The organism is Streptacidiphilus jiangxiensis, assembly GCF_900109465.1.
In the GTDB taxonomy this organism is placed as follows: Bacteria; Actinomycetota; Actinomycetes; order Streptomycetales; family Streptomycetaceae; genus Streptacidiphilus; species Streptacidiphilus jiangxiensis.
The window spans coordinates 59,556-86,190 of record NZ_FOAZ01000028.1 but is presented as its reverse complement, the minus strand read 5'-3'; the positions used below and the strand labels follow the sequence as shown (position 1 = coordinate 86,190).

Below are 26,635 nucleotides of genomic sequence, written 5' to 3'. Positions count from 1 at the left end.
CAGGTCACGTTGTAGTAGAAGGACAGCTTGGTCGAGCCGGTCGGCGCGGTGAAGGTCTGCGCCGCGGTCGAGGTGTTGGACGGGGTGGTCAGGCCGAGCATGGCGCCGTAGCTGCCGCTGTGCTTCGCGGAGGTGGACACGGCCGCGTTGCCGGTCGTGGTCCAGCCGGAGAAGCTACCCGTCTCGAAGCCGCCGTTGGTGATGCCGTTGCCGCCACCGCCGCTGGTGCTGATCGTCCAGGTGAAGGACGCCGAGCCGGTCGCGCCGGTGCTGGACGTCGCGGTGACCGTGACGCTGGACGTGGCCGCCGTGGTCGGGGTGCCGGAGATCAGGCCGGAGGAGGAGATGCTCAGGCCCGCCGGGAGGCCGCTGGCGGAGTACGTCAGGGAGTTGCCGGCCGAGTCGGAGCCGGACACCTGGAGCGAGACCGCGGTGCCGACGGTGCCGCTCTGGTTGCCGGGGCTGTTGACCGTGACCGACTCACCGTGGCTGACGATCGGGTGCGAGATCGCGCAGGCGTTGGTGTCGTTGGACCAGCTGGCCTGCTCGGCGAAGGTGCCGGTGCCCATGGTCACCATGGCCGCGCCGCCCGCGGTGCCCGGGGAGAGCCAGGCGCACTCGTCGGAGTTCTCCTGGCCGTTGTAGGAGCTGCCGGACTGCTGGTTGGTCCAGCCGCCCGCCGGGAACTGGTCGGACATGGTCTCGTGCCACTCGTGGCCGAGGGTCATCGTCCAGCCGTCGAGGGTTCCGGGGCTGTTGACGAAGCCGACGCCGCAGCCGGAGCCGGAGTCCATGTTGTACGGCTGGTTGGAGAAGGCCAGGTCGCCGTAGGGGCTGCTGACCGCGCCGCCGGTGAGGGAGGAGTCACCCGTGTAGTCGTGCCAGGCGCAGTACTGGCCCTGGTAGTTGTCCGGGTTGGTGCCCGTCGGCGAGAGGATCACGTAGTACGCGTCGCGGTTGGACGCGGCGGTGGTGTTGCCGAAGTGGCCGGCCGCGTTGACGGCCTCGCTGCCGAGCTGGTTGCCGGACGCCGCCGACGGCGAGGCGCCGGAGTTGTCGTACCAGACGCCGGAGAGGACGCCGCCGCTCTGGTACGGCACGAAGCTCGCGTTGCTCGGGCAGCTGGTCGCACCCGAGGACACGTTCGGTCCGTCACACCACTGCGTCAGGTCCGCGGACCACAGCTCGTTGCCGGTGCCGATGCCCTTGAACATCTCCTGCGCGGCGGCGGCGGCGCCGTCCGCGTCACCGGAGAAGGTGGCGTCGCCGCTGCTGTTGGTGGACTGCGTCCCCCACTGGTTCCCGTAGAAGACCAGGTAGACCTTGGCGTGGCCGTCCAGGACGCCGACGCCGTTGATGCCGCCGCCGTAGGAGAGGGTCTCCGGGCCGGTCGCCACCTGGGGCGAGTTGTGGCCGGAGGCCCACTGGCTCATCTTGGCCGCAGTGGCACGGGTCGGGATCACACCGTGGCGGTAGGAGTGCCCGTAGGCCGGGCTGTACGGATTGGCCACGGCGGAGCCGTGACCGGCAGCCGGACTGGCCGCAGCGGGGGAGGCGGCCGCGGCCATGGCCGCGCCGGTCGCGAGCGAAAGCGTCGCCAGGCCGCTCACGGCCAGTCGGCGCCAGTCGCGGCGAGTGGTGTTGCCCATCTTGGGGGTGGTCCTCTCTGCACTCTGCCAGCCGCCCGGCCTGGTTGGTCCGGACGGTATTGCCATGCACGCAGAACGCCCGTCGGTGGCCCGGATGCGGGTGTCGACGGGGAGAAGAGCTCGGAGAAAGGTGGCGCGAAACCTGAGAGATGACGACCTGTCATCAGGTCGGGCCGAGAGTTGCACCACTGGCCGTGGTGTAGCAAAGCAGAGTTGTTGACCTGTGGTCAACAGCGCCCGCACAGAAACAGTGAAGTGAGGTTCTGTTACGTGCGCATGAACTCTGATCAAGTATCAAATGCAGCCTGATCAGCGGGTGTTCACGCCCGTTGACGCCGCCTGCGGCGCAGCAGGAAGGCGGCGCCGGCGAGCACGACCGCGACGATCGCGCCGACGGCGATCGGCTCGGTGAGCCCGTCGTCGGGTCGCGTCAGCCCCGCCTGCTGGAACGTGGCCGGCTCCGGCAGCGTCGCCCACCGCCCGAGCGGCCAGGCCACGACGTCCGCCCGCCCCACCACGTCCGAGAGCGGCACGAAGCCGCCGCCACGTCCGTGGATCCGCTGGTAGCGCGAGTCCGCGGAGTCGTTGCGGTGGTCGCCCATGACCCACAGGTCGCCCTTGGGGACGACGACGGTGCCGACCGCGTCCTCGTCGCAGGGCGTCGCGCCGGGGTAGAGGTAGGGCTCGTGCAGGGCGACGCCGTCGACCTTGACGGGCTGCCCGGCCACGCAGCTGACGGTGTCGCCGCCGACGGCGATCACCCGCTTGATCAGGAAACTCTGGTCCACGGCGGGCATCAGGCCGACGTCGCTCAGCAGGTTCTGCACGTCGTAACCGAAGCCGCTGTGCGGTTGCGGCGCCTCGGGCGTGTCGTCCAGCCAGTGGCCGGGGTTCTTGAACACCACGACGTCCCCACGGGTCGGGGTGGCTCCGAACCAGGGGCTGAACTTGTCGACGAGCACCCGGTCGCCCTTGAGCAGGGTGTTGTTCATCGAGTCGGAGGGGATCGAGAAGGCCTGGAAGGCGAAGGTCTTCACCAGGACGGCGAGGACGAGGGCGGACACGACCACCACCGCCGACTCCCTCAGGAACGAACCCCCGCCGCGCCGCCCGCTCCTCGCCACCGCGTCCCCCTGATCCCGTCCGGTCCCCTCGGTCATCGGCAGTACCAACGAACGGGAGTTCCCCTGCCGTCAGGGAGTTCTCCCAAGCTCTGAATCGTGGTTCACTTCTTTCATGGCCTACCGTGAAACCCCCGCCGTCCGTGCCCGGCTCGACGCCGCGCGGGAGCGGCTGGTCGCGGAGGCGACCGCCGTGGTCGGTGAGGTCGGCTGGGGCGGGGCGTCGGTCGGGGCCGTGGCCGCGGCCGCCGGGATGTCGGCCGGCTCCGTCTACCAGCACTTCCCCTCCAAGTCCGCGCTCGCCGTCGAGGTGTTCCGGCGCGCGGCCGGGCGCGAGGTCGAGGTGCTGGGCGCGGTGCTCCGGGAGAGTCGCGGTGACGCCGCCGAACGGCTCGCCTGCGGAGTGGAGGTCTTCGCCCGGCGCGCCCTGGAGCGCCGCGGGCTCGCGTACGCGCTGCTCGCCGCGCCCGCCGACGAGGCGGTCGGCGCCGAACGGCTGGAGTTCCGCCGCCGCTACCGCGCGCTCTTCGCCGACGTGGTCCGCGAGGGCGTCGCAGTGGGCCTGCTGCCGCCGCAGGATCCGGAGGTGACGGCCGCCGCGCTGACCGGCGCCGTCGGCGAGGTGCTGGTCGACCCGCTCGCCGTCCCCGGCAGCGCCGAGGCCGCCGACGCCCTGCTCCTCGAACTCACCGCCCTGGCGCTGCGCTGCGCCGGCGCACCCACCGTCCCGACCGCCGGTCCAGGAGGCTCCGATGACTGATACACCGATGACGGGCGCACTGCGCAGCGAGCCCACCGCCCGCACCCACGAGGTGACCAACCAGCCCCCGGCGCTCGTGGGCCACGACGTCGCCGCCGACCCGGTGCTGTTGGAGGGCCTGCACCGGGAGGGCGCAGGCTGGTACGAGGAGGACCTGCACCGCGTCGGGCGTCTGGCCGGCAGCGAGGAGGTGCAGCACTGGGCCGACCAGGCCAACCGGTTCGAGCCCGAGCTGCGCACCCACGACCGCTACGGCAACCGCGTCGACGAGGTCGAGTTCCACCCCGCCTACCACCGGCTGATGGACATCGCGGTCCGCGAGGGCCTCGCCGGAGCGCCCTGGGCCGACACCCGGCCCGGCGCCCATGTCGCGCGCGCGGCCGGGTTCATGGTGTGGAGCACTCCGGAGCCGGGCCACGGCTGCCCGATCTCGATGACCTACGCCGTCGTCCCGGCGCTGCGCACCCAGCCGGAACTGGCGGCCCAGTACGAGCCGTTGCTCACCAGCCGGGTCTACCGGCCGGGCCTTTCCGCACCGCTGGGCAAGCCCGGCCTGCTGGCCGGCATGGGGATGACCGAGAAGCAGGGCGGTACCGACGTCCGCGCCAACACCACCGCCGCCACCGAGCGGCCGGACGGCAGTTGGCGGCTGCGCGGCCACAAGTGGTTCACCAGCGCCCCCATGAACGACCTGTTCCTGGTGCTCGCCCAGGCGCCCGGCGGCCTGTCCTGCTTCCTGGTGCCCCGGGTGCTGCCGGACGGCAGTCGCAACACCTTCCGCATCCAGCGCCTGAAGGACAAGCTCGGCAACCGCTCCAACGCCAGCAGCGAGCCTGAGTTCGACGACACCGTCGCCTGGCTGGTGGGCCCGCAGGGGCAGGGCGTGCGGACCATCATCGGCATGGTCGCCGCGACCCGCCTGGACTGCGTGCTCGGTTCCGCCTCCGGCATCCGCGCCGCACTCGCCCAGGCGGACCACCACGTCCGCCACCGCTCCGTCTTCGGCGCCAAGCTGATCGACCAGCCACTGATGCGCAACGTCGTCGCCGACCTCGCGCTGGAGTCGGAGGCCGCGACGACGCTCGCGCTGCGGCTGGCCGGTGCCACCGACCGCGCCCAGCGCGGCGACGCGCAGGAGCGCGCGTTCCTGCGGCTGGCCACGGCCGTCGGCAAGTACTGGGTGTGCAAGCGCCAGCCCGCCGCCGTCGCCGAGGCCCTGGAGTGCCTGGGCGGCAACGGCTACGACGAGGCCTCGGGCCTGCCGCGGCTCTACCGCGACGCCCCGCTCAACGGCATCTGGGAGGGCTCGGGCAACGTCCAGGCCCTCGACGTGCTGCGCGCGCTCGGCCGCGAGCCGGAGGCCGTGCAGGCCTTCGCCGCCGAGATCGACGCGGCCAAGGGCGCCGACGCCCGCCTCGACGCGGCGTGGGAGCGCGTCCGCGGCCGGCTGGCCCGGGCCGCGTCGGCCACCCCGGCCGACGCCCAGTCGGGCGCCCGGCGTCTGGTCGAGTCCCTCGCCCTGGTGCTCCAGGGCTCCCTTCTGGTCCGCCACGCCCCGACCGCCGTCGCCGACGCCTTCTGCGCCGCGCGGCTCACCGACGACCACGGCCTCGCCTTCGGCACCCTGCCGGACGGCGTGGCGCTCGAAAACCTGCTCGCCCGCACTCCGCAGGGGCTGCGAGACTGACGATCACTCACAGGCGAGCAGGACCACGGAGGTGGGCGCGGCATGGCGGTACCCGGACGGCTGGAACCACTGCTCGAGCAGTACGACTTCGCCTGCCTGCGGTTGGTGCAGCGCCTCGGCGGCCCGTTCGTCGACAGCGGCAACGGCCTGGAGATCCCCGTCCCGCCGCTGACGGACGCGGAGTTCCTCTGGGAGCCCGTCCCCGGTGCCTGGAGCGTGCGCCCGCGCGCCGCCGCTGCTCTCGGGACGGCAGCTCTCGGGACCGGTGCCACGGTCCTCGTCGGCGCGGGGGAGTGGGGACGCGAGACCGCGCCCGTCCACCCCGTGCCGCCGCCGTTCACCACCCTGGCCTGGCGCCTCGGTCATCTGGCCGAGATGCTCGCGCTGCGCGCCGAGTACACCGTCGGCGGGCACCGGCTGACCCGCGACGACCACGTCAACCCCGGCGACGCGGTGGGCGCGGTCGCCGCCTTCGAGGCGGGCGCGCGGGCCTGGCGGGAGGCGCTGCTCGCGGTCGCGGACGACGCGACGCTGGACAAGGTCGGACACAGCACCTACCCGAACGGCAGCGACGCGGAGGAGCGCTTCCTCGACGTCGTGTGGTGGGTCAACCAGGAGGTGCTGCACCACGGCGCGGAGATCGCGCTGCTGCGCGACCTGTACCGGGAGTGGGCGGGCCGTCCGGATGTGCCAAGCTGATCACCCGTGAGCTCCCCGAACCCCTGGTACCCCCTGACCCGATGGACCCGCGCGCTCGACGCCGCCGGTGTCGCCGACCCGGCGCTGCGCCGTGACTACGGCGCGCAGCGCCGGGCGGTGCTGCGGTACCGGACCGAGGCGTACCTTGCCGCGCGGCTGCTGGTGCCGCCGGAGCTCGTGCCGCACCTGGTCGTCGCGACGGCGTTCATGCACCGCACCGACGACATGCTGGACTCCGGGCCGGTGGCGCTCCGCCGGGAGGCGTTCGCCCGGTGGGACCGGGAGGTGCGCGCCGCGCTCGTCGGCGGGGCGAGCGCGGATCCGCTGGTCAGGGCGCTCGTGCACAGCAGCGCCGTCCTCCCGGCCCTGGGCGGGCACGTCACGGCGTACCTGGACACCGCGCTCACCGACCTCGACTTCGCCGGATTCGCGGACGAGGCGGAGTACCAGGCGTACGTGGACGCGTACTCGCTGCCTGCGGTGCTGGTGCCGGCCTGCGTGCTGGCGCCGGTCTCGCCGGAGCTGCGCGTCGCCTGCCGCGCGTGGATCGACGGCGGTCAGCGGGTGGACTTCGTCGCCGACCTCGCCGAGGACCTGGCGGCCGGTCGGCTGACCGTCCCGCAGGAGACCCTGACGGCCTTCGCGGTCACCCGGGAGGACCTGGTCGCAGGCCGCGGGACGGAGGCCGTGGGGGCGTTGCTCGCGCACCTGCTGGACCTCTCGGAGGCGTCCCTCGCCGAGGGGCGCGCGCTGGTCGACCTCACGCCCGCCGCCACCCGTCCCATGGTGCGGGTCATGGTGCGCCTGGACGAGCTCACCGCACAGGCCGCCCGCGCGAAGTCCACCGCCCTGCTGCGCGAGGGCGCGCGCCCCGCCCTCCTCGCCGCGCTCGGCCTGGTGTGGCGCGAGTACCGGGCGGCGCGGCGCGCTCAGCGGCTGAACACCGGATCGCAGGGGGAGTCGGGTCCTTCGGCCAGGCAGAGCCGGCTGGGGGAGGGAAACCCGTAGACGACGAGATCGATCGGGCCGCTCGTGCCGTCCGGGGCCGACTGGACGTCGAAGTGGAGCACGGCGGACCCGTTCGCGAAGCGCACGGTCCAGAGGTCGGTGACCGGGCCCGCGACAGGCGCCCAGAGGCCGGGTGGGAAGCCCGCGGCGCTGAAGGTGCCGTCGGCGTGCAGGTCCAGGACCTCGCCGTCGGAGCCGTGCCAGCGGCCGGTGAGTGAGGCCGTCGACGGCGCACGGGTCCAGTCCTGCACGGGCGCGAGCGTGCCGAACAGCCACCAGGAGCCGCCGACCAGGGCGACCGCGCTGAGGGCGGCCACAGCCACTCGCCCCGCCCGGGCGCGCCGGGACCGCTGGGCGGCCCGTCGCGTTCCCAGCAGACAGAGCAACCCCACGACGCCCGCCTGGAGCGGCCAGACGATCGACAGGGCCATCCCCAGGATCCCGGCGGCCACCCGGGCGGTGCGGCGCGCCGCACTGCCGGGGGCCGCCGACCACCGGATTCCCGCGGCACACGCCGCGACGCCCCACCAGAAGCCGAGCTGCAGGTACCACTCCAGCCGGTCGTCCGCGCCGGCGATCCCGAGCGAGGCGAACTGGAGGCCGACCGCCTTCACGACGTAGAGGACGCCGGTCAGCGCGTACCAGACGCGGGCGCTGAACCCCGTGAAGATGCCGACGAGCCACCACGACACCGTCGCGAGCATCAGCAGCAGCCAGGCGCACCCGAGGAGCAGCCCGCGGGTCACCCGCCAGGCCGCCTCCCTGTCGCCGCCGACCTCCCCGCTCCCGGCCTCTTCCACCGTGCCCCCTCGTGTCTCCCCGTCCGCCCGTCGGCAGGGAGACGCGAGAGGACGGTGCGTCAGTTGCTCACGATCTGGGCCCGGTGGATGTCCACCGGCAGGGTCGGGAATCCGTCGCCCGGGCCGTTCTGGTCGTCCTCGCCGCCTGCGGCGATCTTGAGGAGGACGTCCATACCGGCCGTGACCCGCCCGAACGGCGTGTAGGCGGGGGAGAGCTTGGTGTCCTTCCAGACGAAGAAGAACTGGCTCCCGTTGGTGTTCGGACCGGCGTTGGCCATGGCGACCGTGCCCGCGGGGTACGTCGCGCCGGTGAGGTTCTCGTCGTTGAACGAGTAGCCGGGCGCGCCCGAACCGGTGCCGGTCGGGTCGCCGCACTGCAGCACGTAGATGCGCTGGGTCGTGAGCCGGTGGCAGTGGGTGCGGTCGTAGAACCCGTGCTGGGCCAGGAAGCGGAACGAGAAGGTGGTGCACGGCGCCGCGGCCGTCAGCGCCTGGAAGGTGACCGTGCCCTGGCTGGTGTGCAGCCTGACCGAGAACGGGCGTGCGGCCTTCTTCGCGTCGAAGGCGGGGATGCCCTTGAAGCGGTCGGCCGGCACGGAGGCGACGAAGCCGCACGGGTTGTCCGCGGCCGTCGCCCGCGCGTGCGCGGACGCCGCGTGCGGGGCCGGGGCGAGGCTCTCGCTGCCCGCGCCGCCGGAGGTGTCCGCGGCGGCGGTGGTGCCGAGGCCGAGGACCAGCGCGGAGGCGGCCGCCAGCGGGAGCCAGCGGCGGCGGTGCGGAGCGGCCGTCGTACCGGCCGTGACGGCGGCAGCGGTGGCGGTGGCGGTGCGGTTCCGGCGTGGGAACGAGCGCATCGAGAGGTCCTTCCAGGGGACGACGGTGTCCGTTCTTGGCATGACCCCACAGAACTTCCCCGCCCCGCGCCCGACTACGCGCACCAGCCGCCCCGCGCGTACCGTGGAGGTGTCCGGCGGCAGATCCACACAGATCCGCCGGGGTGGTGACCACGGAGGTGGACACACGATGAAACTGCTCCAACGACACAAGAAGCCCGCCCAGCCCATGGCCGCCGCGCCCGGTGCCCGCACCGAGGACGTCGTCGACAGCGAGGGCGGCAGCTTCCACCACGCGGCCCAGCAGCCGCTCGTCGACGTCGCCCCTTATGCCGCGGACAGCCGCTACCGGCTGGTCCGGATGGGTGGCGGCATGCTCGAGCCCCTGGGGCGGGAGGAGTTCGTGCCGCGCGTGCACCAGGCCTACCCGGAGCTCGACCTCGACGACGCGGAGCTCGTCCACTGGGCCGACCGGCCGTGGGAGTGGCCGCCCTGGCACCCGGGCGAAGCCTGACCATGCGGTGCCCCGGCGCTCACGCGCCGGGGCACCCGTGCGCCGTGCCCCCGCTGCCCCGCTCCCCGGTCGGCGGGTACTGGGCGCGCGAGGGCGGGGACTCGCGGGAAGAATGGGGAGGTAGTTCCACACGGCGCGAGCGGCGCGAGCTGCACGGCGCGGCCGGCGCGCACGACGCGCAGGCGCGCGGGCAGCTGTCACCTTGGCGGTTACCTGGCGATGCGATCCGACGAGCAGGGCAGCGCGCAGCCGGACGGCGGGCTGGACGACAGCTTCACCGCGCCCGGGGTGCAGGCACGTCCCGGCGGGCTGCTGACGATACCGATCGCGACGGCACTGATTCTCGACGACGGCACGATCCTGCACTGGAGCCGCGACGCCCAGTCGCTCCTCGGCTACTCGCCCCAGGAGGCCATGGGCCGCCGCGCCGCCGACCTGCTCACCACGCCCCAGAACCGCGACATGGTGCTGGAGCTGTTCGCCGGCATCCTGAGCGGCCGGGACTGGTCGGGCGTGTTCCCCGTGCGCCACCGTGACGGGCACCTGGTCAACCTGGAGTTCCGCACCCATCCGCTGAAGGGCCCGAACGGCCACCCGCTCGTGCTCGCCGTCGCCTCCGACGTGCGCTCGCTGCGGCAGCTGGAGTCCGACCTCGCGGTGCTGGACAGCTTCTTCACCCAGGCACCGGTCGGCATGGCCGTCTACGACCCCGACCTGCGCTTCGTCCGCCTCAACGACGCGCTCGCCGCGACCAACGGCCTCAGCGTCGAGGAGCACCTGGGCCGCCGGGTCACCGAGGTGCTGCCGGGGCTGAACGGCGAGGAGATCGAGGCCGTCATGCGCTCGGTCCTGATCAGCGGCGAACCCGTCGTCGACGCGCGCTCGCACGGCCTCACCCCGAGCGATCCGGACAACGAGCACGCCTGGTCCGCGTCCTACTTCCGGCTGGAGGAGCCCAGCGGCCGGGTGCTCGGCGTCAGCTCCACCATCGTGGACGTCACCGCCCGCTTCCACGCCGAGAAGCGGGCCGTGCGGGCGCGCGAGCGCCTGGAGGTGCTGTCGGACGCCAGCGCCCGGATCGGCACCACGCTGGAGCTGGTCCGCACGGCCCGCGAGCTGGTCGACGCCATGGTCCCGCGGGTGGCCGACGTGGCGGCGGTCTTCGTCCTGGACCACCTGGTCGCCACCGGCAAGGCCGAGGAGCCCGTCGAACCGGAGGGCGGCACCACCCGGGCCCGCCCGGGTGCGCTGGGCTCCGTGGGAGAGACCCCGAGGTCCGTCCGCCGCCTGGCCGTCGCGGGCCTGCAGCCCGAGCCCGGACGGTCCGACACGGGCTCCGGCGACCGCGCCGCCCATGCTCCCGGCGGAGTCGGCGCCGCCGGCAGCGGGAGCGGAAGCGGTGGCGAGCGGAACGGCGCCGGAGCGCCGGCCGGGACCGGACCCGCCGGTTCCGAGCGGTCCGACCCCGCCGCACGACCGCCCGGTCCCGGGACCGGCGCCGGGCCCGGCCGCAAGGAGGCCCGGCGCGGCGAGGTGCTCGCCGTCCCCGCTCGATCCGGTTACGCCGTGGCGATGGCCACCGGCCGAACCGTCACGCTCCCCGCGGGCGGCCAGGCGAACGAGCAGGCGGACGCACTGCTGACCGGCCTGCTCGGCGCCGCCCCCGGCACGGGGGAGAGCGGGACGGGCGGCACCGGACCGGTGCGGATCACGCCGCTGGTGGCCCGCGGCACCGTCCTCGGCATGGTGGTCTACCTGCGGCGGGGCGACCGGGAGGCGTTCGAGCAGGAGGACGTGACCCTCGGCGACGAGCTCGCCTCCCGCGCCGCCATCGCGATCGACAACGCCCGGCTGTACCTGCGCGAGCACCAGACCCTGCTGGCCCGTCAGCTGGCGCTGAAGGAGGCCAACGCCGCCCGCACCCGGCTGGCGCTGGTCAACGAGGCGTCCGCGCGCATCGGCACCACGTTGGACCTGCAGCGCACCGCGCAGGAGCTGGCCGAGGTGGCCTCGCCGGGGCTCGCCGACAGCGTCGTGGTGGAGGTGCTGGAGGACATCGCGCACGGCGGGAACGGCTCGATCGAGCCCCGCGGCCCCGCCGACCGGTCGGCGCTGCTGCGACGGCTCGGCTACCACAGTGGCGCCGGCGAGGGCATCAACCCGATCGCCCAGGTCGGCACCGTGCACCGGTTCCACCCGGCCACCCCCTACGCCTGGTGCCTGGCCCACCGGCGCCCGGTGCTGGTGCCGGAGATGGACGAACAGGCGCTGCGCTGGTTCGACGCCGATCCGCTGCGGGCCCGTGCGGTACGGGAGGACGGCCTGCGGTCGTTCATGGTGGTGCCGCTGATCGCGCGTGGCGCGGCGCTCGGCGTCGCCTGCTTCTACCGGACCGTCAACAACCGCCCCTTCGACCAGGAGGACCTGGCGCTGGCCGGTGAGCTGGCCTCCCGCGCGGCCGTCGCCATCGACAACGCCCGCCTGTTCACCCGGGAAAGGGCCGCCTCCACCGCGCGCGAGCAGGCCCTCGTCGAGGCCCAGGCCGCCCAGGCGCGGCTGGCCCTGCTCAACGACGCCAGCAGCCAGATCGGCACCACCCTCGACCTGCAGCGCACGGCGGAGGAGCTCGTCGAACTGGTGGTGCCGCGCTTCGCCGACTTCGTCACCGTGGACCTGCTCGACTCCGTCGTCCAGGACGGCTTCATCGAGGAGGACCAGCCGCTGATGCCGCCGGACGGCCGGGTGCTGCTGCGGGCCGTCGCGGTCGGGGAGGTCCAGGGCAACCTGCTCGGCAGCGCCGCCGACCAGGTGGGCCAGGTCTCCCGCTCCGCCGCGATCTACGCCGAGAGCCTGCGCACCGGTCGGTCCATCCTCTTCGCGCACGTCGACGTGGAGACGATGCACCGGATCACCTCGCACGAGAACCGCGTCGAACCGGCCCTGAGCGCGGGCGTGCACTCCTATCTGATGGTCCCCCTGCTGGCGCGCGGTCAGGTCCTCGGCGGGGCCGAGTTCATCCGCATGGGACACAACCCCACGCCCTTCGACGACGACGACGTCGCCCTGGCCGAGGAGCTCGCCGCGCGCGCCGCCGTCGCGATCGACAACGCCCGGCTCTACCGGCGCGAGCGCAGCACCGCGCTGATGCTCCAGCACAGCCTGCTGCCCCAGGAGATCCGCACCACGCCCGGGCTCGACATCGCCTACCGCTACCTGCCCGCCAGCGTCATCAGCGAGGTCGGCGGCGACTGGTTCGACGTCATCCCGCTCTCCTGCGGGCGGGTGGCCCTGGTCGTCGGCGACGTGATGGGCCACGGCATGCGCGCGGCCGCCAGCATGGGCCAACTGCGCACCGCGGCGCGGACGCTCATCGGCATGGACCTGGCCCCCGACCGGGTGCTGCGCCGCTTGGACGAGACCGCGGCGGCGATGGGCGAGGGTCAGTTCGCCACCTGCGTCTGCGCCGTCTTCGACCCTCTCGACGGCCGGGTCGTCGTGGCCTCCGCGGGCCACCTCCCGCCGGTACTGGTCGAGCCCGACGGCACGGCGGTGCTGCTGACGCTGCCGACCGGCGCCCCGCTGGGCGTCGGCGGAGTCCCCTTCGAGGCGACGGAGTTCACCCTGCCCGGCGAGGCGCTGCTCTGCCTCTACACCGACGGCCTCGTCGAACGCCGGGGTCGCGACCTGGACGTCGGCCTGGAACTCCTGCGCGACACCGTCGCGGAGGAGCGCGACTCGCTCGAACAACGCTGTGACGCCGTGCTGGAGGCCCTGGCGGCCGGCAACAGCGAGGACGACATCGCGGTCATCCTCGCCCGCGTCCTGCCGCGCCGCCTGGACTGGATCGCGGTGCTGGATCTCTCCGACGACCCCGAGGTGGTGGGCGAGGCCCGGCGCTTCGTCCGCGCGACGCTGGCAGCCTGGCAGCTGACCGGCCTGACGGACGTCGCCCAGCTGCTGGTGAGCGAACTCGTCAGCAACGCCCTGCTGCACGCGGGCCACCCCACCCAACTGCGCCTGATCCGCGACCGCGTGCTCAGCATCGCGGTGGCCGACACCGACGCCCGCGTCCCCCGGGTCCGCCACGCGGACGCGGACGACGAGGGCGGCCGCGGCATGCTGCTCATCAACGAGCTCGCCTACCGCTGGGGCAGCCGTGCGACGGCCGGTGGAAAGCTGGTCTGGCTGGAGCTGGAGCTCCCGATCGGTCCGATGGCGAACGCCCTCGCCGAGGGCGCGCCCTGAGTCGGCCCCACGGGACGATCGGGACTACGGCGCGATCGGGCTGATGACCGCCGCGGTGCCGTAGGCGCAGACCTCGCTGCCCATGCCCGCCGCGTCGGAGACGTCGAAGCGCATCATCAGGATGGCGTTGGCACCGCGGGCGCGGGCCTGTTCGACCAGGCGGTCCATGGCCTGGTTGCGGCTCTCGACGAGGGTCTTGGTGAGGCCGCGCAGTTCGCCGCCCGCCAGGGACTTGAGGCCGGCACCGATCTGGCTGCCGATGTTGCGCGAGCGGACCGTCAGGCCGAAGACCTCGCCGATGATCTTGTCCACGCGGTAGCCGGGGACGTCGTTGGTGGTGACGACCAGGACGTCCGCCGTGTGCTGTCCGCCGCCGTACTCGTTGATGTCGGTCATGGGGCTCATTCTGTGCCACCGGGCACCCCGGGCGCAGTGGTGCTGGCACCCGGCGTGTCCGGGTGCCGGCACGTTCACGGCGTCACAGCGTCACGGCGTCAGTGCCACATGGTCTCGTGGGTGAGCCGGTGCCCGCTCGCGGTGAAGGTGTCCACGCTGCGGATGTAGTGGCCCTTGCTGATCGGGATCGCGAAGGCCGCGAAGTCGGTCCCCGGGATGCGCACGGTCCGCGCCCGGTAGGTGTGGCCGTCGGTGAACGTCATCACCGCGTACGCGGTGGTGCGCGGGATGGGCTCGCCGACGAAGAGCCGGTAGCCGTAGGTGCCCTTGCCGGAGAAGCCGTTCAGGCTCTCGTCGCCGAGCGGCGACTTCGGCCCGGTGACCGGCTGGCAGTCCGCCCACGGCCCGCCCTGGTGGTCGATGCGGACGCCGCCCAGGTACATCCGCTCGCACACCAGCCCGGTGTACTTGGGGGTGGGGATGCCGGGCGGCAGGACGACCTTGAAACCCTTGGGCAGGTGACGGTAGTACTCCAGGTCCACCTTCCAGGTGACGCCGCCCATCCGGCCCTGGCCGACAAGCACGCTCACCACGTTCGGCTGGGCGGAGACGGCGGCGGGCGCCGCGTGCGCGGCGGCAGCGGCGTGGGCGGCCGTCAGACCCGCCGGCGCGGCGCCGGTCGTGGTCGAGGCCGACGCGACACCCGACAGGGCGACGCCCGTGGCCGCGGCGGCTGCGACGCCCGCCCCCGCGAGCATCTTCCAACGGGTTCCCCTGGCGCGAGTGACAGACACAGGACTCCTCAGTGGTCGGGAACAACTCGCTGACGAGGGAGCCCGGTCGGGTACCCTCACCCTCCTCACCGCGCTCGGTCCGGGAAAGGTTGCACGCCTCGCCCGGATAGGCTGCACACGTCCGAACCGAGCGACGAAGGGGCCGGACCGCGATGGCCGAGCACGACCGACCTGCCGAACTCGCCGACTGGCGGTTGACGGAGGACGTGGAGGAGTTCCGCGCCGCCGCCGACCCGTACCTCGCCGCCGATCCGGCCGCCAACACCCTCGTGCTGACGGTCAGTGAGACCGTGCGTCGGCGTGGACCGTTCGCCTTCGACGCGGAGCACCCCGCGCGGTTCGGCTGGCAGTGCGACCGGGACGGCGCGGTCGTGGCCACGTTCGCGCAGACGCCGCCGCGGGGGGCGCTGCTCGGGGTGATGGGCGAGCCGTCCGCCCGCGCGCTTGCCTTGGTGCTGGGGGAGGTCCCCACCGTGATCGGGGAGGACGCGACCGTGCGGGCGTTCGCCGAGGCGAGCGGCCGTCCCTGGCAGGTCTTTCGCGCCGAGCGGCTGTTCCGGCTCGGCGAGGTCACCGCCCCCGGGCCGGTGCCCGAGGGAGCCGCCCGCCTCGCGACCGCCGCGGACGTGCCGTTGCTGGAAGGCTGGTTCGCCGACTTCGCCGTGTTCATCGGTGAGGGCGGACCGCAGGACCACCACGTCGCCGGCCGTGTCGCGGACGGCCGCGTACTGCTGTGGACGGACACGGCGGGACGTCCGGTCTCCATGGTCGGCTGGTCCCCGCGGGTCGCCGGGCAGGTGCGGATCGCGCCCGTCTGGACGCCCGCGGACCTGCGCGGGCGCGGCTACGCGGGCGCGGTCGTGACGCAGGCCAGTCGCGAGCTGCAGCAGTCCGGCGCCGAGCAGGTGCTGCTCTTCACGGACCTGGCGAACCCGACCAGCAACGCCCTCTACCAGCGGATCGGCTACCGGCCCCTCGGTGACCACACCGTGCTGGAGTTCACCGCTCCCTGACGCCCCGGTCGGACGTGCCCCGGTCGGACGCGGGCCGGTCCGACGCGCCCCGGTCCGACGCGGTGCGGTAGGGAGCGAGGACGGCGTCCAGCGCCTCGCGGCGGCGAACCGTCAGCGTCGCGCGGTGGTCCAGCGACCAGAGCAGGCCCGCGCCCGTCACCGCCGACTGGACGGTCGCCGTCAACGCCGTCACGTCCGTGTCCCCGCGCAGCTCGCCCGTCGTGACCGCCTCGGCGAGCAGTGCCGCCGTGGCCCGGTCCTGGGCCCGGTGCGCGGCGAGCGCGCGGGCGCGGGCCTCGTCGTCGGTGAGGTCCGCGCAGAGGAAGGCCAGATGGTTGGCGTACTCCTCGGGCGTCGTCCCGGCCGCCCACACGTCCGCGACCAGCGCGCCGAGTGCGGCCAGCGGCGAGGCGTGCCGCTCCCGGGCCTGGTCGGCGGCGGTGTCGGCCTGCCCGACGGTGCGCGCGGAGAGCGCGAGCAGCAGCCCCCGCTTCGAGCCGAACCGCTGCACCAGCGTGGCCGGGACCAGTCCGACCTCGGCGGCGAGCACGGCCAGGGTGAACCGGGCGGGGCCGGTCCGTCCCATCACCCGCGCGGCGGCGTCCAGGATCGCCGCGTCGTCCATGCTGCGTGGTCGTCCGGCCACCGTCCACTCGCTTCCGCCCGTGTGATAAATGAACCACTGTTCATTTATCACACGGGCAAGGATTCCACAGCTCAGCGGGCCGGCAGGGCGTAGACGCGCTCGCCGTGTGCGGCGTAGAGCACGGTGCCGTCGGTCTCCAACCACCACTCGTCCGAGCCGCCGTCCTGGAACGTCCACAGTGGCTTGCCCGTGGCCCGGTCCAGCGCGGTCAGCGCGTTGGCGTCGTTGCCGCTGTCGGCCAGCACAGGGCAGAAGACGGTTTCACCGACCACCAGCATGGCAGTGGGCAGGCCGTCGGCGACGACCGGGGTGCTCCACAGCTTGGTTCCGGACCGGGCGTCGATCGCCAGGGCCGTGTCGTCGCCGAGGGTCGTGTACACGACGCCGTCCGCGTAGGCGAGCGACTCGAAGAACCGGTTGGTCGGCGCCTGCAGCCGCAGGCGCTGGTCGCCCTTGTCCAGGCCGAAGCCCAGCAGTCGCGGGCCGGGCAGGAACAGTGTGTCGCCACCGAGCAGCGGCAGTTCGGAGGTGGTCCACTTCGGGTCCCCGTAGTCCTGGGACCAGACCTGCGTGCCCGTGGCCTGGTCACGCACCACGACGTTGTTGGTGTCGTTCGTGTAGATCACGTACTTCGGCGTGGAGAACCCCATGACGTCGTAGCCCAGGGTGCTGCGCCGCTGCTGGACCCAACGGACCTTCCGTGACTGCGTGTCCAGTCCGACGACCACCGACTGGTCGGTGCTCCCGCCGATGACGGGGTGTCCGCTCGCGTCCAGCGGGTACTGCGTGCCACCGACGAAGACACCGCGGTCGTTCGCGCCCAGCAGCGCGGTGAAGCCGAACTGGGGTGGTGTGGGCAGCGACCAGCGCTGTGCCCCCGTCGCCGGGTCGACGGCGGCGAGGTCCTGGTTGTCGTCGATCATCACCAGCAGCCCGCCGCCCAGGAACATCGGACGCTGCACGACGCCGGGCCCGATGGCCGGACCCGTCCACGCCGCCTTGCCCGAGTGCGGGTCCAGCGCCGTCAGGTTCGTGTCCGCCACCAGCAGCCTGCCGCCCACGAAGAGTGGCCGGCTGCCGAACTGACGGCTCGCCTGGTACGTCCACAGCGGGGTCGGCGCCACGCCCGCCGGTCGGGCCGGCACGCTCGGCGCGGCGGTGTGCGAAGGGCCGGCGGACGGCGACGCGGCCGGACCGGGTGTGCCTGCGTCGTTCCGGGTCAAGGCGTACACGGTTCCGCCGACGGCGGCCACGCCGAGGGCGGAGAGGCCGCCGAGCAGCAGCGTGCGCCGCGAGGGCGAGGCGGGCTGCGGCGGGGTCGTGGCCGCAGCCGCTCCCGCCCCGGTCCCGGTTCCGGTCCCGCCGACGGTGCCCGGCGCGCCGGGCCCGATGGCGACCGTGGCGGCGCCGCCCGCGGCATCGGCAGGGTCAGCGGCCGTCGCCGTCCCGGCGGACCCGGCGGAGGCGGCGGACTCGGCCGTCCCGGCGGACCCGGCGGAGGCGGAGCGCGGGGCGGGTGTCTCCAGCTCCATGACGCGGGCGGCATGCCGGGCGATCTCGGCCGACACCTCCGCCGGGAGCCAAGCGCCGCGCAGCAACCCGGCGGCCCCGTCGGGCGCGAGCAGGTCCAGCACCTGGGCGGGCGTCGGCCGCGCGGCCGGGTCCTTGGCCAGGCACGCGGCGACGGTCTCCCGCAGCGGCTCCGGCACGCCGGACAGGTCCGGCTCCTCGTGGATCACCCGGTAGAGCAGTTCCGCCGCCGAGGCGGCCTCGCTGAACGGCCCGCGCCCGCTCGCGGCGAAGCCCAGGACCGAGCCGAGCGCGAACACGTCGCCCGCCGGACCGACCCTGCGGCCCGCGGCCTGCTCGGGTGACATGAAGCCCGGCGAACCCACCACCACGCCGGTCGAGGTCATGCCCGAGCCGTCCAGCGCCCGGGCGATCCCGAAGTCGATCACTCGCGGCCCGTCCGCGGTCAGCAGCACGTTGGACGGCTTCAGGTCGCGGTGGACCAGCCCGGCGGCGTGGATCGCCTGCAGCGCCTCCGCCAGCACCGCGCCCAGCGCCCGCACCGTTCCCTCGGGCATCGGCCCGTACCCGGCGACGGCCTCCGCCAGTGTCGGCCCCAGCACGTAGGCGGTGGCCAGCCAGGGCGCCGCGGAGTCCCGGTCGGCGTCGACGACCGGTGCCGTGTACGCGCCGTCGACCGACTGCGCCGCCGCGACCTCGCGCCGGAAGCGCGCCCGGAAGTCGGGATCACCGGCCAGCTCGGCGCGGACGACCTTGACCGCGACCGTCCGCCCGCCCGCGCTGCGGGCCAGGTAGACCAGCCCCATACCTCCGGCGCCCAGCCTCGCGACGAGCCGGTACGGCCCCACCGTTGACGGATCGTCCGGTTCCAGTTCCTGCATGCGTCTCCCCCGTCAAGCGAATCGTTCCGCCGGCCCACGGCCGGTTCGACGGCGAGGATTGTGCCACCGCCGCGCGTCCGACGGCACCCGATCCCACAGGTCGATCCCGGTCGGCGGTTTCGCCCGGCCGCCGCGTCGTCCCACGGTCGGTACGGGTGCGACTGTTAGCGTGCGGACATGCGCATCGTCATCGCCGGCGGCCACGGTCAGATCGCCCTCCTGCTCGCCCGCGAACTCGCCCGCCGCGGCGACCTGGCCATCGGCCTGATCCGGGACCCCGCGCAGGCCGACGACCTGCGCGCGGCGGGCGCCGAGCCCGTCGTCCTCGACCTCGAGCACTCCTCCGTCGCCCGGGTCGCCGACGTGCTGCGCGGCGAGTCCGCGGACGCCGCACTCTTCGCGGCGGGCGCCGGCCCGGGCAGCAGCGCGGAACGCAAGTACACCGTCGACCGCGACGGCTCCGTCACCCTGGCCGCGGCGGCGGAGGCGGCCGGGGTCCGCCGCTTCCTGCAGATCTCCACGATGGGCGCGGGCTCGCCCCCGGCGCCTGGCACGGACGCCGTCTGGGCGGCCTACATCGACGCGAAGACCCAGGCCGAGGACGACCTGCGCGGCCGCGCCGCGTTGGACTGGACGATCCTGCGTCCTGGCCGCCTGCTCGACACCCCTTCGACGGGCCGCGTGACGCTGGCCGCCCCGCCTCTCGCCCGGGGCGGCGTGCCGCGCGCGGACGTGGCGCTGGTCCTGGCTGAGCTGCTCGCCTCCGGCGCGGGCGTGGGACAGGTCCTGGAACTCACCAGCGGCGAGGTTCCTGCGGCAGCTGCGGTGCAGAGCCTTTCCTGAGCGAGGTCGTTGCACTTCCCAAGGGCGCGGGGCTCTGCGGATGTGCGGCTTCGCCGCGTGGGCGCGACAGTCCCCAGCCTTCGGCCGGGAGATGCCCCCTGCGGCGCGAGCATCCCCCAGGCTCGGCCGGGAGGTGCCCCCTGCGGCGCGAGCATCCCCCAGGCTCGGCCGGGAGGTGCCCCCATCTGATGAGCAGATGGTCCGGGGCGCGCAGGGCCATCCGCACGTCGCTGGTTTCTCGCGCCCAGGCGGCAGAGCCGCATATCGGTGGAGCCTCGCGCCCCTGGCGGCTGCGTCGCCCGAGCGGGGTGCAACGGGCGGGCCTGTCGGTCTGATCTGGTAGGACTGGGGGAGCGATGGCAGAACCCGAAACCCCCGAAACATCCCCGGTGAGCGAACAGCTGGAGCTCATCCGGACCGAGCTGCGGCGTGCCAAGGCACGCCCGAAGCCGAAGCCCGTGGCGGACGCACTGCCCGTGGCGCGGGTGGTCGTGGACAAGGGCCTGTCCCATCTCGACCAGTACTTCGACTATGCCGTCCCGGCGCGCCTCGCGGACGCCGCGCAGCCGGGCGTGCGCGTCCGCGTGCGCTTCGGGGGGCGCGTCGTCAAGGGCCAGGGGCGGCGCGAGGGCGGTCGGCTCGTCGACGGGTACATCGTCGAACGGCTCGCGGCCAGCGACTTCGCGGGGCCGCTCGCGCCGCTCGCGCAGGTGCTCTCGCCGGAGCGGGTGCTGACCCCCGAACTGCTGCGGCTCTGCCGCGCCGTCGCCGACCGCTACGCCGGCACCCTCGCCGACGTGCTGCAGCTCGCCGTGCCGCCCAAGCACAACAAGCCCGAGGCCGAGCCGGTCCCGGACGCGCCCGCCGAGCCCGTGCCCGCGCCGCAGCCGGGCGGGTGGGCCCGGTACGTCGACGGGCCCTCGTTCCTGGAGGCGCTGGCCGCCGGCGAGGCGCCGCGTGCCGTCTGGTCCGCGCTGCCCGGGCCCGGCTGGCCCGACGAGCTCGCCCGGACCGTCGCCGCCGCGCTCGCCTCCGGCCGGGGCGCGCTCGTCGTCCTGCCGGACGGCCGCGCCGTCGCCCGTGTCGACGCGGCGCTGCAGGCGCTGCTCGGCCCCGACCGGCACGTCGCGCTCACCGCCGAGCTCGGCGCGGAGGAGCGCTACCGGCGCTGGCTCGCCGTCAGCCGCGGTGCGGTGCGGGCCGTCGTCGGCACCCGCGCGGCGATGTTCGCGCCCGTCGCCGACCTCGGCTTCGTCGCGATCTGGGACGACGGCGACTCCTCGCACAGCGAGCCGCACGCCCCCCAGCCGCACGCCCGCGACGTGCTGCTGCTGCGGGCCGTGGACGCCGGCGCCGCCGCGCTGGTCGGCGGCTTCGCCGTCACCGTCGAGGCTGCACAGCTGCTGCGCACCGGCTGGGCCCGGCCGCTGGCCGGGCCACGGGAGGAGCTGCGCCGCGCCGCCCCGCTGGTGCGGACGGTCGGTGACCACGACCAGGCCGGCGACGGGGCCGCGTTCGCCGCCCGCCTGCCCTCGCTCGCCTGGCGCGTCGCCCGCGACGCCCTGGCCCACGGGCCGGTGCTGGTGCAGGTGCCCCGGCGCGGCTACGTCCCGCGCCTCGCCTGCGCCCGCTGCCGTGAGCAGGCGCGGTGCGCGCACTGCGCCGGGCCGCTGGAGGCGCCGGACGCCACCGGGGTGCTCGTCTGCACCTGGTGCGGTCGCCCGGAGGCCGACTGGCACTGCCGCGAGTGCGGCAGCTTCAAGCTCCGCGCGCAGGTCTTCGGGGCGCGACGCACGGCCGACGAACTGGGCCGCGCGTTCCCGTCGGTCCCGGTGCGGACGTCCGGACGTGACGGCGTGTTGGCGAGCGTCCCCGGCGCTCCCGCGTTGGTCGTCGCCACGCCGGGTGCGGAGCCGGTCGCCGAGGGCGGCTACGCGGCCGCGTTGCTGCTGGACGCGTGGGTCCTGCTGGGCCGCCCGGACCTGCGCGCGGGCGAGGAGGCGCTGCGCCGCTGGCTCGCCGCGGGCGCGTTGGTCCGCGGTGCGGCAGAGGGCGGCACGGTGGTGATCGTCGCCGAACCGAGTCTGCGCCCGGTGCAGGCGCTGGTCCGCTGGGATCCCGCCGGGCACGCCGCGACGGAGCTGGCCGAGCGGGCGGAGCTGGGCTTCCCGCCCGTCTCCCGCATGGCTGCGGTGAGCGGCCCCCCGGCGGCGGTCCAGGACCTCCTGGACCTGGCCCGCCTCCCCGAGGGCACGGACCTGCTCGGCCCCGTGGCCCTGCCCACGCCGCGCGGCGAGGACCGTGCCGACCGGGTCCTGCTCCGCGTCTCACCGGGCAGGGGCGCTGCGCTGGCCACCGCGCTCAAGGCTGCGCAGGCAGCCAGGCTCGCCCGCGGCAAGGCCGAACCCGTCCGCGTCCGCATCGACCCCCCGGACATCGGCTGACTCTTCCGGCGGAGGCCGGTTGTGCTACCCAGGGGCGGGGGGAACTGCGCGAGAAACTCCCCTGTGCGGATGGCCCTGCGTGTTCGGGGCTCTACCTATGCGGTGGCTTTTCGCGCAGTTCCCCGCGCCCCTGGGCCGGGCAACCGGCCTTGGGGCGTGCAGCCGGCCCTCAGCGCGGGTAGCCGCGCGAAGGCGCAGGGAGCGCGGCGCGGCGGGCGGAGGGGATCGGGGCGCGCAGGGGGGAGGACGGCGGCGGGACCTGCGGTCCCGCGTGCTGTTGGGGCAGCGGCACCTCCGCCGCGGACGGCAGTCCGGGCGTCTCGGCCACGATCTCGTCGTCGTCCAGCGGAGCCCGCTGCGGCCCGGGCTGGAGGACCGCCCCTGCGCCGTCAGGCGTGTTGCGGCGGACGCCGTAGCGCCGATGCACCGCCTGCTTCGTCACCCCGAGCGCGGAGCCCACCGCGTCCCAGGAGAAACCGAGCGAGCGGTCGAACTCCACGGCCGCCGCGACGAGGCCCTCCACGCTGTCGCGCAGCTCCTGCGCCAGGCGGACGGTCGGTGCGGGGGCACGCCCGTAGACGACGAAGCCCGCGGCGGTCGTGGGGCGGCGCGGCCGGTAGACGTTGCCCAGCTGGGCGGTGAGCGTGCGCAGCGCGTCCACCTGGCGGCGTACCCGTTCGATGTCGCGGACCAGCAGGTGCAGGCTGGCGCGGGCACGGGCGTCGTGCGTGGCGTGTTCGACCATGTCGTATGTGCCTCTCGGACGGCGGTGGGCGGACCGCGAGGGGGAGGGTTCCGGCGGTCAATCTCCTTTGACCAACGGCCGAGGTGTCGGATCGGTCACGATGGGGGCGTGCGGGAGGGCGCGCAGGCGGACGAACGGGGCTCGTGCCGATGACGCACAACGCGGCGTGAGCCCCTGACGGGGACCTCTAGACTTGATCCTCCGATCCGTGATCTGTGCACGGCCGCGGCCGCGGCCACCCTGCACGCCTCCACCCCGAATCCTGACGACGGGAGACCGCGCCGTGGCCATCCAGCCGATCCGCATCTTCGGCGATCCGGTGCTTCGCATGACCGCGCAGCCGGTGACGACCTTCGACAAGGAGCTGCGCAACCTCGTCCGGGACCTGACCGAGACCATGAAGGACGCCCCCGGCTCCGGCCTGGCGGCACCTCAGATCGGTGTCTCGCTGCGTGTGTTCACCTACCACGTCGACGGCGAGCTGGGACACCTGGTGAACCCCTCGCTCGATCTGACCGACGAGCAGCAAGAGGGCGAGGAGGGCTGCCTCTCGCTGCCGGGCCTGAGCTTCGACACCCGCCGGGCCTTCGGCGTCGTCGCCAAGGGCTTCAACATGCACGGCGACCCGGTGACGATCGAGGGAACCGAGCTGCTCGCCCGCTGCATCCAGCACGAGACCGACCACCTGGACGGGATCGTCTTCGTCGACCGGCTCGACCGCGAGCAGCGCAAGGCCGCAATGAAGGCGATCCGCGAGGCGGACTGGGCGGGGGAGCAGGCGCCGCGGGTGCGGGTCTCTCCGCACAGCACCTTCGGCGGCGCGTTCTGAGCGGCTGCCGCACCGAGTCCTCCGCCGCACCGAGAAAGGCACTGGTACACGCATGAAGCTGGTCTTCGCAGGCACTCCCGAGGTCGCACTCCCCTCGCTCGACGCGCTGATCGCCTCGCGCCACGAGGTGGTCGCCGTGGTCACCCGTCCCGACGCGCCGGCCGGGCGCGGCCGCAAGCTCGTCGCGAGCCCCGTCGCCCAGCGCGCGGAGGAGGCCGGCATCGAGGTGCTGCGGCCCGTGAAGCCGAGCGAGCCCGAGTTCCTCGCCCGCCTCGCCGAGATCGCCCCCGACTGCTGCCCGGTCGTCGCCTACGGCGCGCTGCTGCCGAAGTCGGCCCTGGAGGTGCCCGCGAACGGCTGGGTCAACCTTCACTTCTCGCTGCTGCCCGCGTGGCGTGGCGCGGCGCCGGTGCAGCACGCGGTGCTGGCCGGTGACGAGGTCACCGGCGCGTCGACGTTCCAGATCGAGCGCGGCCTCGACTCCGGCCCGGTCTACGGCACGGTCACCGAGGAGGTCCGCCCCGCCGACACCAGCGGCGACCTGCTCGGCCGGCTCTCGCTCTCCGGCGCGCGCCTGCTCGTCGCGACGATGGACGGCATCGAGGACGGCTCCCTGGAGGCGCGCCCGCAGCCGCTGGACGGCATCACCCTCGCCCCCAAGATCAACGTCGAGGACGCCCGCATCGACTGGTCGGCGCCCGCGCTCCGCGTCGACCGCGTGGTCCGCGGCTGCGCGCCCGCACCGGGCGCGTGGACGGAGTTCCGCGGCGAGCGTCTCAAGGTCGCCTCGGTCCGGCCGGTGGTCGGGCGCGCGGAGCTGGCGCCGGGCGAGGTGGCGGTCCAGAAGAACACCGTGCGCGTGGGCACCGGCTCCTACGAGGTCGAGCTGGGCGACGTGCAGCCGCAGGGCAAGAAGCGCATGGCCGCCGGCGACTGGGCCCGCGGCGCCCGCGTGGAGGCGGGCGAGCGTCTGGGCTGAGCCGCGCGGCGGAGGCGGGCCGGCCGGCTCGGGCGCGCCCAGCCTGTCTCGTGCGGCCGGCCTGTCTCGCAGGGCCGGCCGGGCTGCCCGGCCTGCCGGCCTGGGGCTCTACGGCCGACGCGCGCGGCCCGGCGGCTCCGCCCGCTGCCGCGGGTGAGGCGTGCCGCCGGAGCGCGGAGCCGGGCCGGGGGCCTGGTTGAGCGGCCTCCGCTGCACGGCCGGACAGGCATGGGCCCGCGGGCTCTCAGCCGGCGCAGGCGCCGTCCAGCTTTGTGCTCCGCAGGTCCGTGCAGGCGATGAAGCCGTGTCCGCGCACCGCTGCGGTCTCCGCCGGGCTGGTGAGGAAGTCGAGGAAGTCCGCCACCAGTCCCGCGGGGCGGTCCGCGCTGTAGAGGTACTCGGTCGCGACGAACGGGTAGGCGCCGGAGACGACGCTCGCGGTGCTCGGGGTCTGCCCGTCGACGGCGACCACCTGGACGTCGGGGAAGTACGGCAGCGCGTCGGCCTCCGCGTAGCCGATCGCGTTCGGGTGGGAGTTGACGAAGCTCAGCAGGTCCATGGTGTTGTCGCTGGCGCAGAAGCCCGTCCGGGTGCTTGCCGAGCAGGCGGGCGCCGCCTGCGGCTCCGGGTCGGTGCCGCCGAAGAACGCCCCGGCGAAGGCGGTCCTGGTCCCGGAGGAGTGCGTCCGGCCGACCGCGACCAGGCCCGGCGCGAGCGACCCGGTGCTGCCGGAGAAGAGCGCGCGCAGTTCGTCCGCGCTGATGCCGCCGGGCGTGAAGAGGTCCGGCAGGGTCGCGCGCAGCCCGGTGTTGGCCACGACCGCGAAGGACACCACGCCGACCGGTCGACGGGTGAGCCCCTCGGTGCCCGTGGCGCTCGCCGGCAGGCCGTCGGACATGGCGATGGTGCCGCTGCTGTGCGACCGCTCCAGGTCGCCCAGGCCTCGGTCGCTGCCGTCTGCGGAGATGTCGATGGTGACCCCGTTCCCGCACAGCTGGCGGTAGCTGTTGCGCACCTGGTTCGCCACCGGCGCGAAGGCGCTGGACCCCTGCAGGGTGAGCCGGCCCTCGGCGCACGACGCCGTCGGGGTCAGCGCGTCGTTGCCGATCCGCACCCCGAGCGTGAGCACCGCGATCAGTACGGCGAGCGACGCCCCGACGGCGATCAGCCGGAGCGGCGGCCGGCGTGCGTCGTGGCGGACGATCCGGCCGTCGACGAGCTCGCCGTCCGCCTGGACGGACTTGGTCCTGGCGTCGCCCTGGAGCAGGACCAGGAGCCGGAACTCGGTGCCCCGGTTGAACTGGAAGGTGGGCAGCACGAACTTGGACGGCAGGGGTGCCTTGACACGGCGGCCCTGCGCACCGCTGACCGCGGGCCGGCCGGGGATCGTCGCCGTCGCCGGGTCGGGTACGGCGGAGGTCGGGTCCAGGGCGAGGGTCGGGTCCGGGCCGAGGGTCGGGTCCGGGGCGAGCGGAGGCGCGAGTGTCAGCGTCGGCGTCGTCGGAGAGGTCGACGCCGTCGATGGACCCGTCGCCGGGTCGGGGCCGAGCTGCGGTGGGGGGACCACCGGCTGCGCGGCGAGGCGTTCCGCCTCGACCGCCTTGTGCACGGATCTGTTGTCGCGGACCTTGAAGCCGAGCACCTCGCGGTCCGGGAACTCGAAGGAGAGCCCGTACACGAAATCGCTCGGATCGATGCTGCTGCTCCCGGTGCTGCGCACGCGCAGCAGGACGAGGCTGCCGTCCAGCACCGGTTCACCGCGGAACTGGATGTCCCAGAAGTAGGGACTCTCCTCCGGCTTCGGCTGCGGGGCCGGTGCGGAGGCGGCCGATCCCGGCGCGTCCTGGCCCTGGTTCAGCGGTTGGTCGTACTCCACGCTCCAGGAGATCTCCCGGACCGGGCGCCGGCCCCGCCAGAGCAGGCCCGCGCCCGTGGTGACCCCGGCGACGACCAGGGCCCCCAGCACCCCGCGGCCGTCGATGAAGGCGTTGACCGTGTCCAAGGCCGAAGCCAGTTGCAGCATGCGCGTCCCCCGCATCCCCCGAATCGGTACCGGGATTGTGCGGCGGTCACGTGGCGCGCCGGGGAGCGGCGGGCGACCCCACGGTGAACCGTCGCCGAGCGGAGCGTCAGGAGCGGCACAGTCCTGACATTCTGTCAGCAAGTCCGTTCGCGTCCGATGCGGCATGATGGTCCCCACGCATAGCAACCGTCAGCAC

Annotated in this window: 21 protein-coding genes; 11 read left to right on the top strand and 10 right to left on the bottom strand. The window is 74.2% G+C overall.

Annotated elements, in window-relative coordinates; genetic code table 11:
* Positions 1-1,649, bottom strand: a 1,649-nt coding sequence (locus BMY61_RS44520; protein ID WP_075004210.1) for a putative Ig domain-containing protein, incomplete at its 3' end; no start/stop codon positions are given.
* A gap of 320 nt (positions 1,650-1,969) precedes the next feature.
* Positions 1,970-2,722 carry a signal peptidase I gene (gene lepB / locus BMY61_RS37175; RefSeq protein WP_236656602.1) on the bottom strand — a complete coding sequence of 251 codons (753 nt, stop codon included), beginning with the start codon at positions 2,720-2,722 and terminating at the stop codon, positions 1,970-1,972.
* Positions 2,723-2,885: 163 nt separating this feature from the next.
* Between lepB and BMY61_RS37170 the strand changes: the two genes are divergently transcribed.
* The 4 genes from BMY61_RS37170 to BMY61_RS37155 are packed head-to-tail and all read left to right on the top strand — an operon-like array spanning position 2,886 to position 6,924.
* Positions 2,886-3,530, top strand: a complete 645-nt coding sequence (locus BMY61_RS37170) for a TetR family transcriptional regulator (protein WP_042457386.1) — start codon at positions 2,886-2,888, stop codon at positions 3,528-3,530.
* Complete coding sequence (locus tag BMY61_RS37165; RefSeq protein WP_042457383.1) at positions 3,523-5,217, top strand: acyl-CoA dehydrogenase family protein; 1,695 nt, start codon at positions 3,523-3,525, stop codon at positions 5,215-5,217. The genes BMY61_RS37170 and BMY61_RS37165 overlap by 8 nt, the downstream gene beginning before the upstream one ends.
* A gap of 42 nt (positions 5,218-5,259) precedes the next feature.
* Complete coding sequence (locus BMY61_RS37160) at positions 5,260-5,916, top strand: DinB family protein (protein ID WP_042457379.1); 657 nt, start codon at positions 5,260-5,262, stop codon at positions 5,914-5,916.
* 6 nt (positions 5,917-5,922) lie between these two features.
* Positions 5,923-6,924: a phytoene/squalene synthase family protein gene (locus tag BMY61_RS37155; RefSeq protein WP_236656601.1), complete on the top strand. Its 1,002-nt coding sequence runs from the start codon at positions 5,923-5,925 to the stop codon at positions 6,922-6,924.
* Here the strand turns inward: BMY61_RS37155 and BMY61_RS37150 are convergent.
* Both BMY61_RS37150 and BMY61_RS37145 read right to left on the bottom strand, forming a co-directional pair.
* On the bottom strand, positions 6,846-7,724 hold the full coding sequence (locus tag BMY61_RS37150) for a hypothetical protein (protein ID WP_042457376.1): 879 nt from the start codon (positions 7,722-7,724) through the stop codon (positions 6,846-6,848). The genes BMY61_RS37155 and BMY61_RS37150 overlap by 79 nt on opposite strands.
* 59 nt (positions 7,725-7,783) lie before the next feature.
* Positions 7,784-8,620, bottom strand: a complete 837-nt coding sequence (locus tag BMY61_RS37145) for a peptidylprolyl isomerase (RefSeq protein WP_280521070.1) — start codon at positions 8,618-8,620, stop codon at positions 7,784-7,786.
* Positions 8,621-8,747: 127 nt separating this feature from the next.
* Here BMY61_RS37145 and BMY61_RS37140 point away from each other — a divergent pair, with 127 nt between their 5' ends.
* Both BMY61_RS37140 and BMY61_RS48115 read left to right on the top strand, forming a co-directional pair.
* Positions 8,748-9,071, top strand: coding sequence for a hypothetical protein (locus BMY61_RS37140; RefSeq protein ID WP_042457372.1), 324 nt, complete (start codon positions 8,748-8,750; stop codon positions 9,069-9,071).
* Between the two features lie 219 nt (positions 9,072-9,290).
* On the top strand, positions 9,291-13,316 hold the full coding sequence (locus BMY61_RS48115; RefSeq protein WP_052439365.1) for a SpoIIE family protein phosphatase: 4,026 nt from the start codon (positions 9,291-9,293) through the stop codon (positions 13,314-13,316).
* Between the two features lie 24 nt (positions 13,317-13,340).
* Here BMY61_RS48115 and BMY61_RS37130 read toward each other — a convergent pair whose 3' ends face one another.
* Together BMY61_RS37130 and BMY61_RS37125 are read right to left on the bottom strand one after the other, a co-directional pair.
* Complete coding sequence (locus BMY61_RS37130) at positions 13,341-13,712, bottom strand: YbjQ family protein (protein WP_042457369.1); 372 nt, start codon at positions 13,710-13,712, stop codon at positions 13,341-13,343.
* Between the two features lie 98 nt (positions 13,713-13,810).
* Positions 13,811-14,506, bottom strand: a complete 696-nt coding sequence (locus tag BMY61_RS37125) for a hypothetical protein (protein ID WP_143094706.1) — start codon at positions 14,504-14,506, stop codon at positions 13,811-13,813.
* Between the two features lie 152 nt (positions 14,507-14,658).
* Between BMY61_RS37125 and BMY61_RS37120 the strand changes: the two genes are divergently transcribed.
* Positions 14,659-15,519: a GNAT family N-acetyltransferase gene (locus tag BMY61_RS37120; RefSeq protein WP_042457363.1), complete on the top strand. Its 861-nt coding sequence runs from the start codon at positions 14,659-14,661 to the stop codon at positions 15,517-15,519.
* On the opposite strand, the gene BMY61_RS37115 is transcribed toward BMY61_RS37120, so the two are convergent.
* A complete protein-coding gene (locus tag BMY61_RS37115) occupies positions 15,506-16,165 on the bottom strand; it encodes a TetR/AcrR family transcriptional regulator (protein ID WP_052439363.1) in 660 nt (219 codons plus the stop codon). The two genes, BMY61_RS37120 and BMY61_RS37115, sit on opposite strands and share 14 nt — an antisense overlap.
* A gap of 71 nt (positions 16,166-16,236) precedes the next feature.
* Positions 16,237-18,576: a protein kinase domain-containing protein gene (locus tag BMY61_RS37110; protein ID WP_075004209.1), complete on the bottom strand. Its 2,340-nt coding sequence runs from the start codon at positions 18,574-18,576 to the stop codon at positions 16,237-16,239.
* Positions 18,577-18,753: 177 nt separating this feature from the next.
* Between BMY61_RS37110 and BMY61_RS37105 the strand changes: the two genes are divergently transcribed.
* The gene (locus tag BMY61_RS37105; RefSeq protein WP_042457357.1) at positions 18,754-19,419 is read left to right on the top strand and encodes an NAD(P)H-binding protein; all 666 of its coding nucleotides are present in this window, start codon (positions 18,754-18,756) and stop codon (positions 19,417-19,419) included.
* A gap of 356 nt (positions 19,420-19,775) precedes the next feature.
* The gene (locus tag BMY61_RS37100; protein WP_042457354.1) at positions 19,776-21,863 is read left to right on the top strand and encodes a primosomal protein N'; all 2,088 of its coding nucleotides are present in this window, start codon (positions 19,776-19,778) and stop codon (positions 21,861-21,863) included.
* A 169-nt stretch (positions 21,864-22,032) separates the two neighbouring features.
* Here the strand turns inward: BMY61_RS37100 and BMY61_RS48110 are convergent, their stop codons facing one another.
* A complete protein-coding gene (locus BMY61_RS48110) occupies positions 22,033-22,608 on the bottom strand; it encodes a hypothetical protein (RefSeq protein ID WP_042457351.1) in 576 nt (191 codons plus the stop codon).
* Between the two features lie 283 nt (positions 22,609-22,891).
* Between BMY61_RS48110 and def the strand changes: the two genes are divergently transcribed.
* Together def and fmt are read left to right on the top strand one after the other, a co-directional pair.
* Positions 22,892-23,437: a peptide deformylase gene (def, locus tag BMY61_RS37090; protein ID WP_042457349.1), complete on the top strand. Its 546-nt coding sequence runs from the start codon at positions 22,892-22,894 to the stop codon at positions 23,435-23,437.
* 52 nt (positions 23,438-23,489) lie between these two features.
* A complete protein-coding gene (gene fmt / locus BMY61_RS37085; protein WP_042457339.1) occupies positions 23,490-24,416 on the top strand; it encodes a methionyl-tRNA formyltransferase in 927 nt (308 codons plus the stop codon).
* Between the two features lie 244 nt (positions 24,417-24,660).
* Here the strand turns inward: fmt and BMY61_RS37080 are convergent, their stop codons facing one another.
* On the bottom strand, positions 24,661-26,439 hold the full coding sequence (locus BMY61_RS37080; protein ID WP_042457336.1) for a PstS family phosphate ABC transporter substrate-binding protein: 1,779 nt from the start codon (positions 26,437-26,439) through the stop codon (positions 24,661-24,663).
* Positions 26,440-26,635 lie beyond the last annotated feature (196 nt).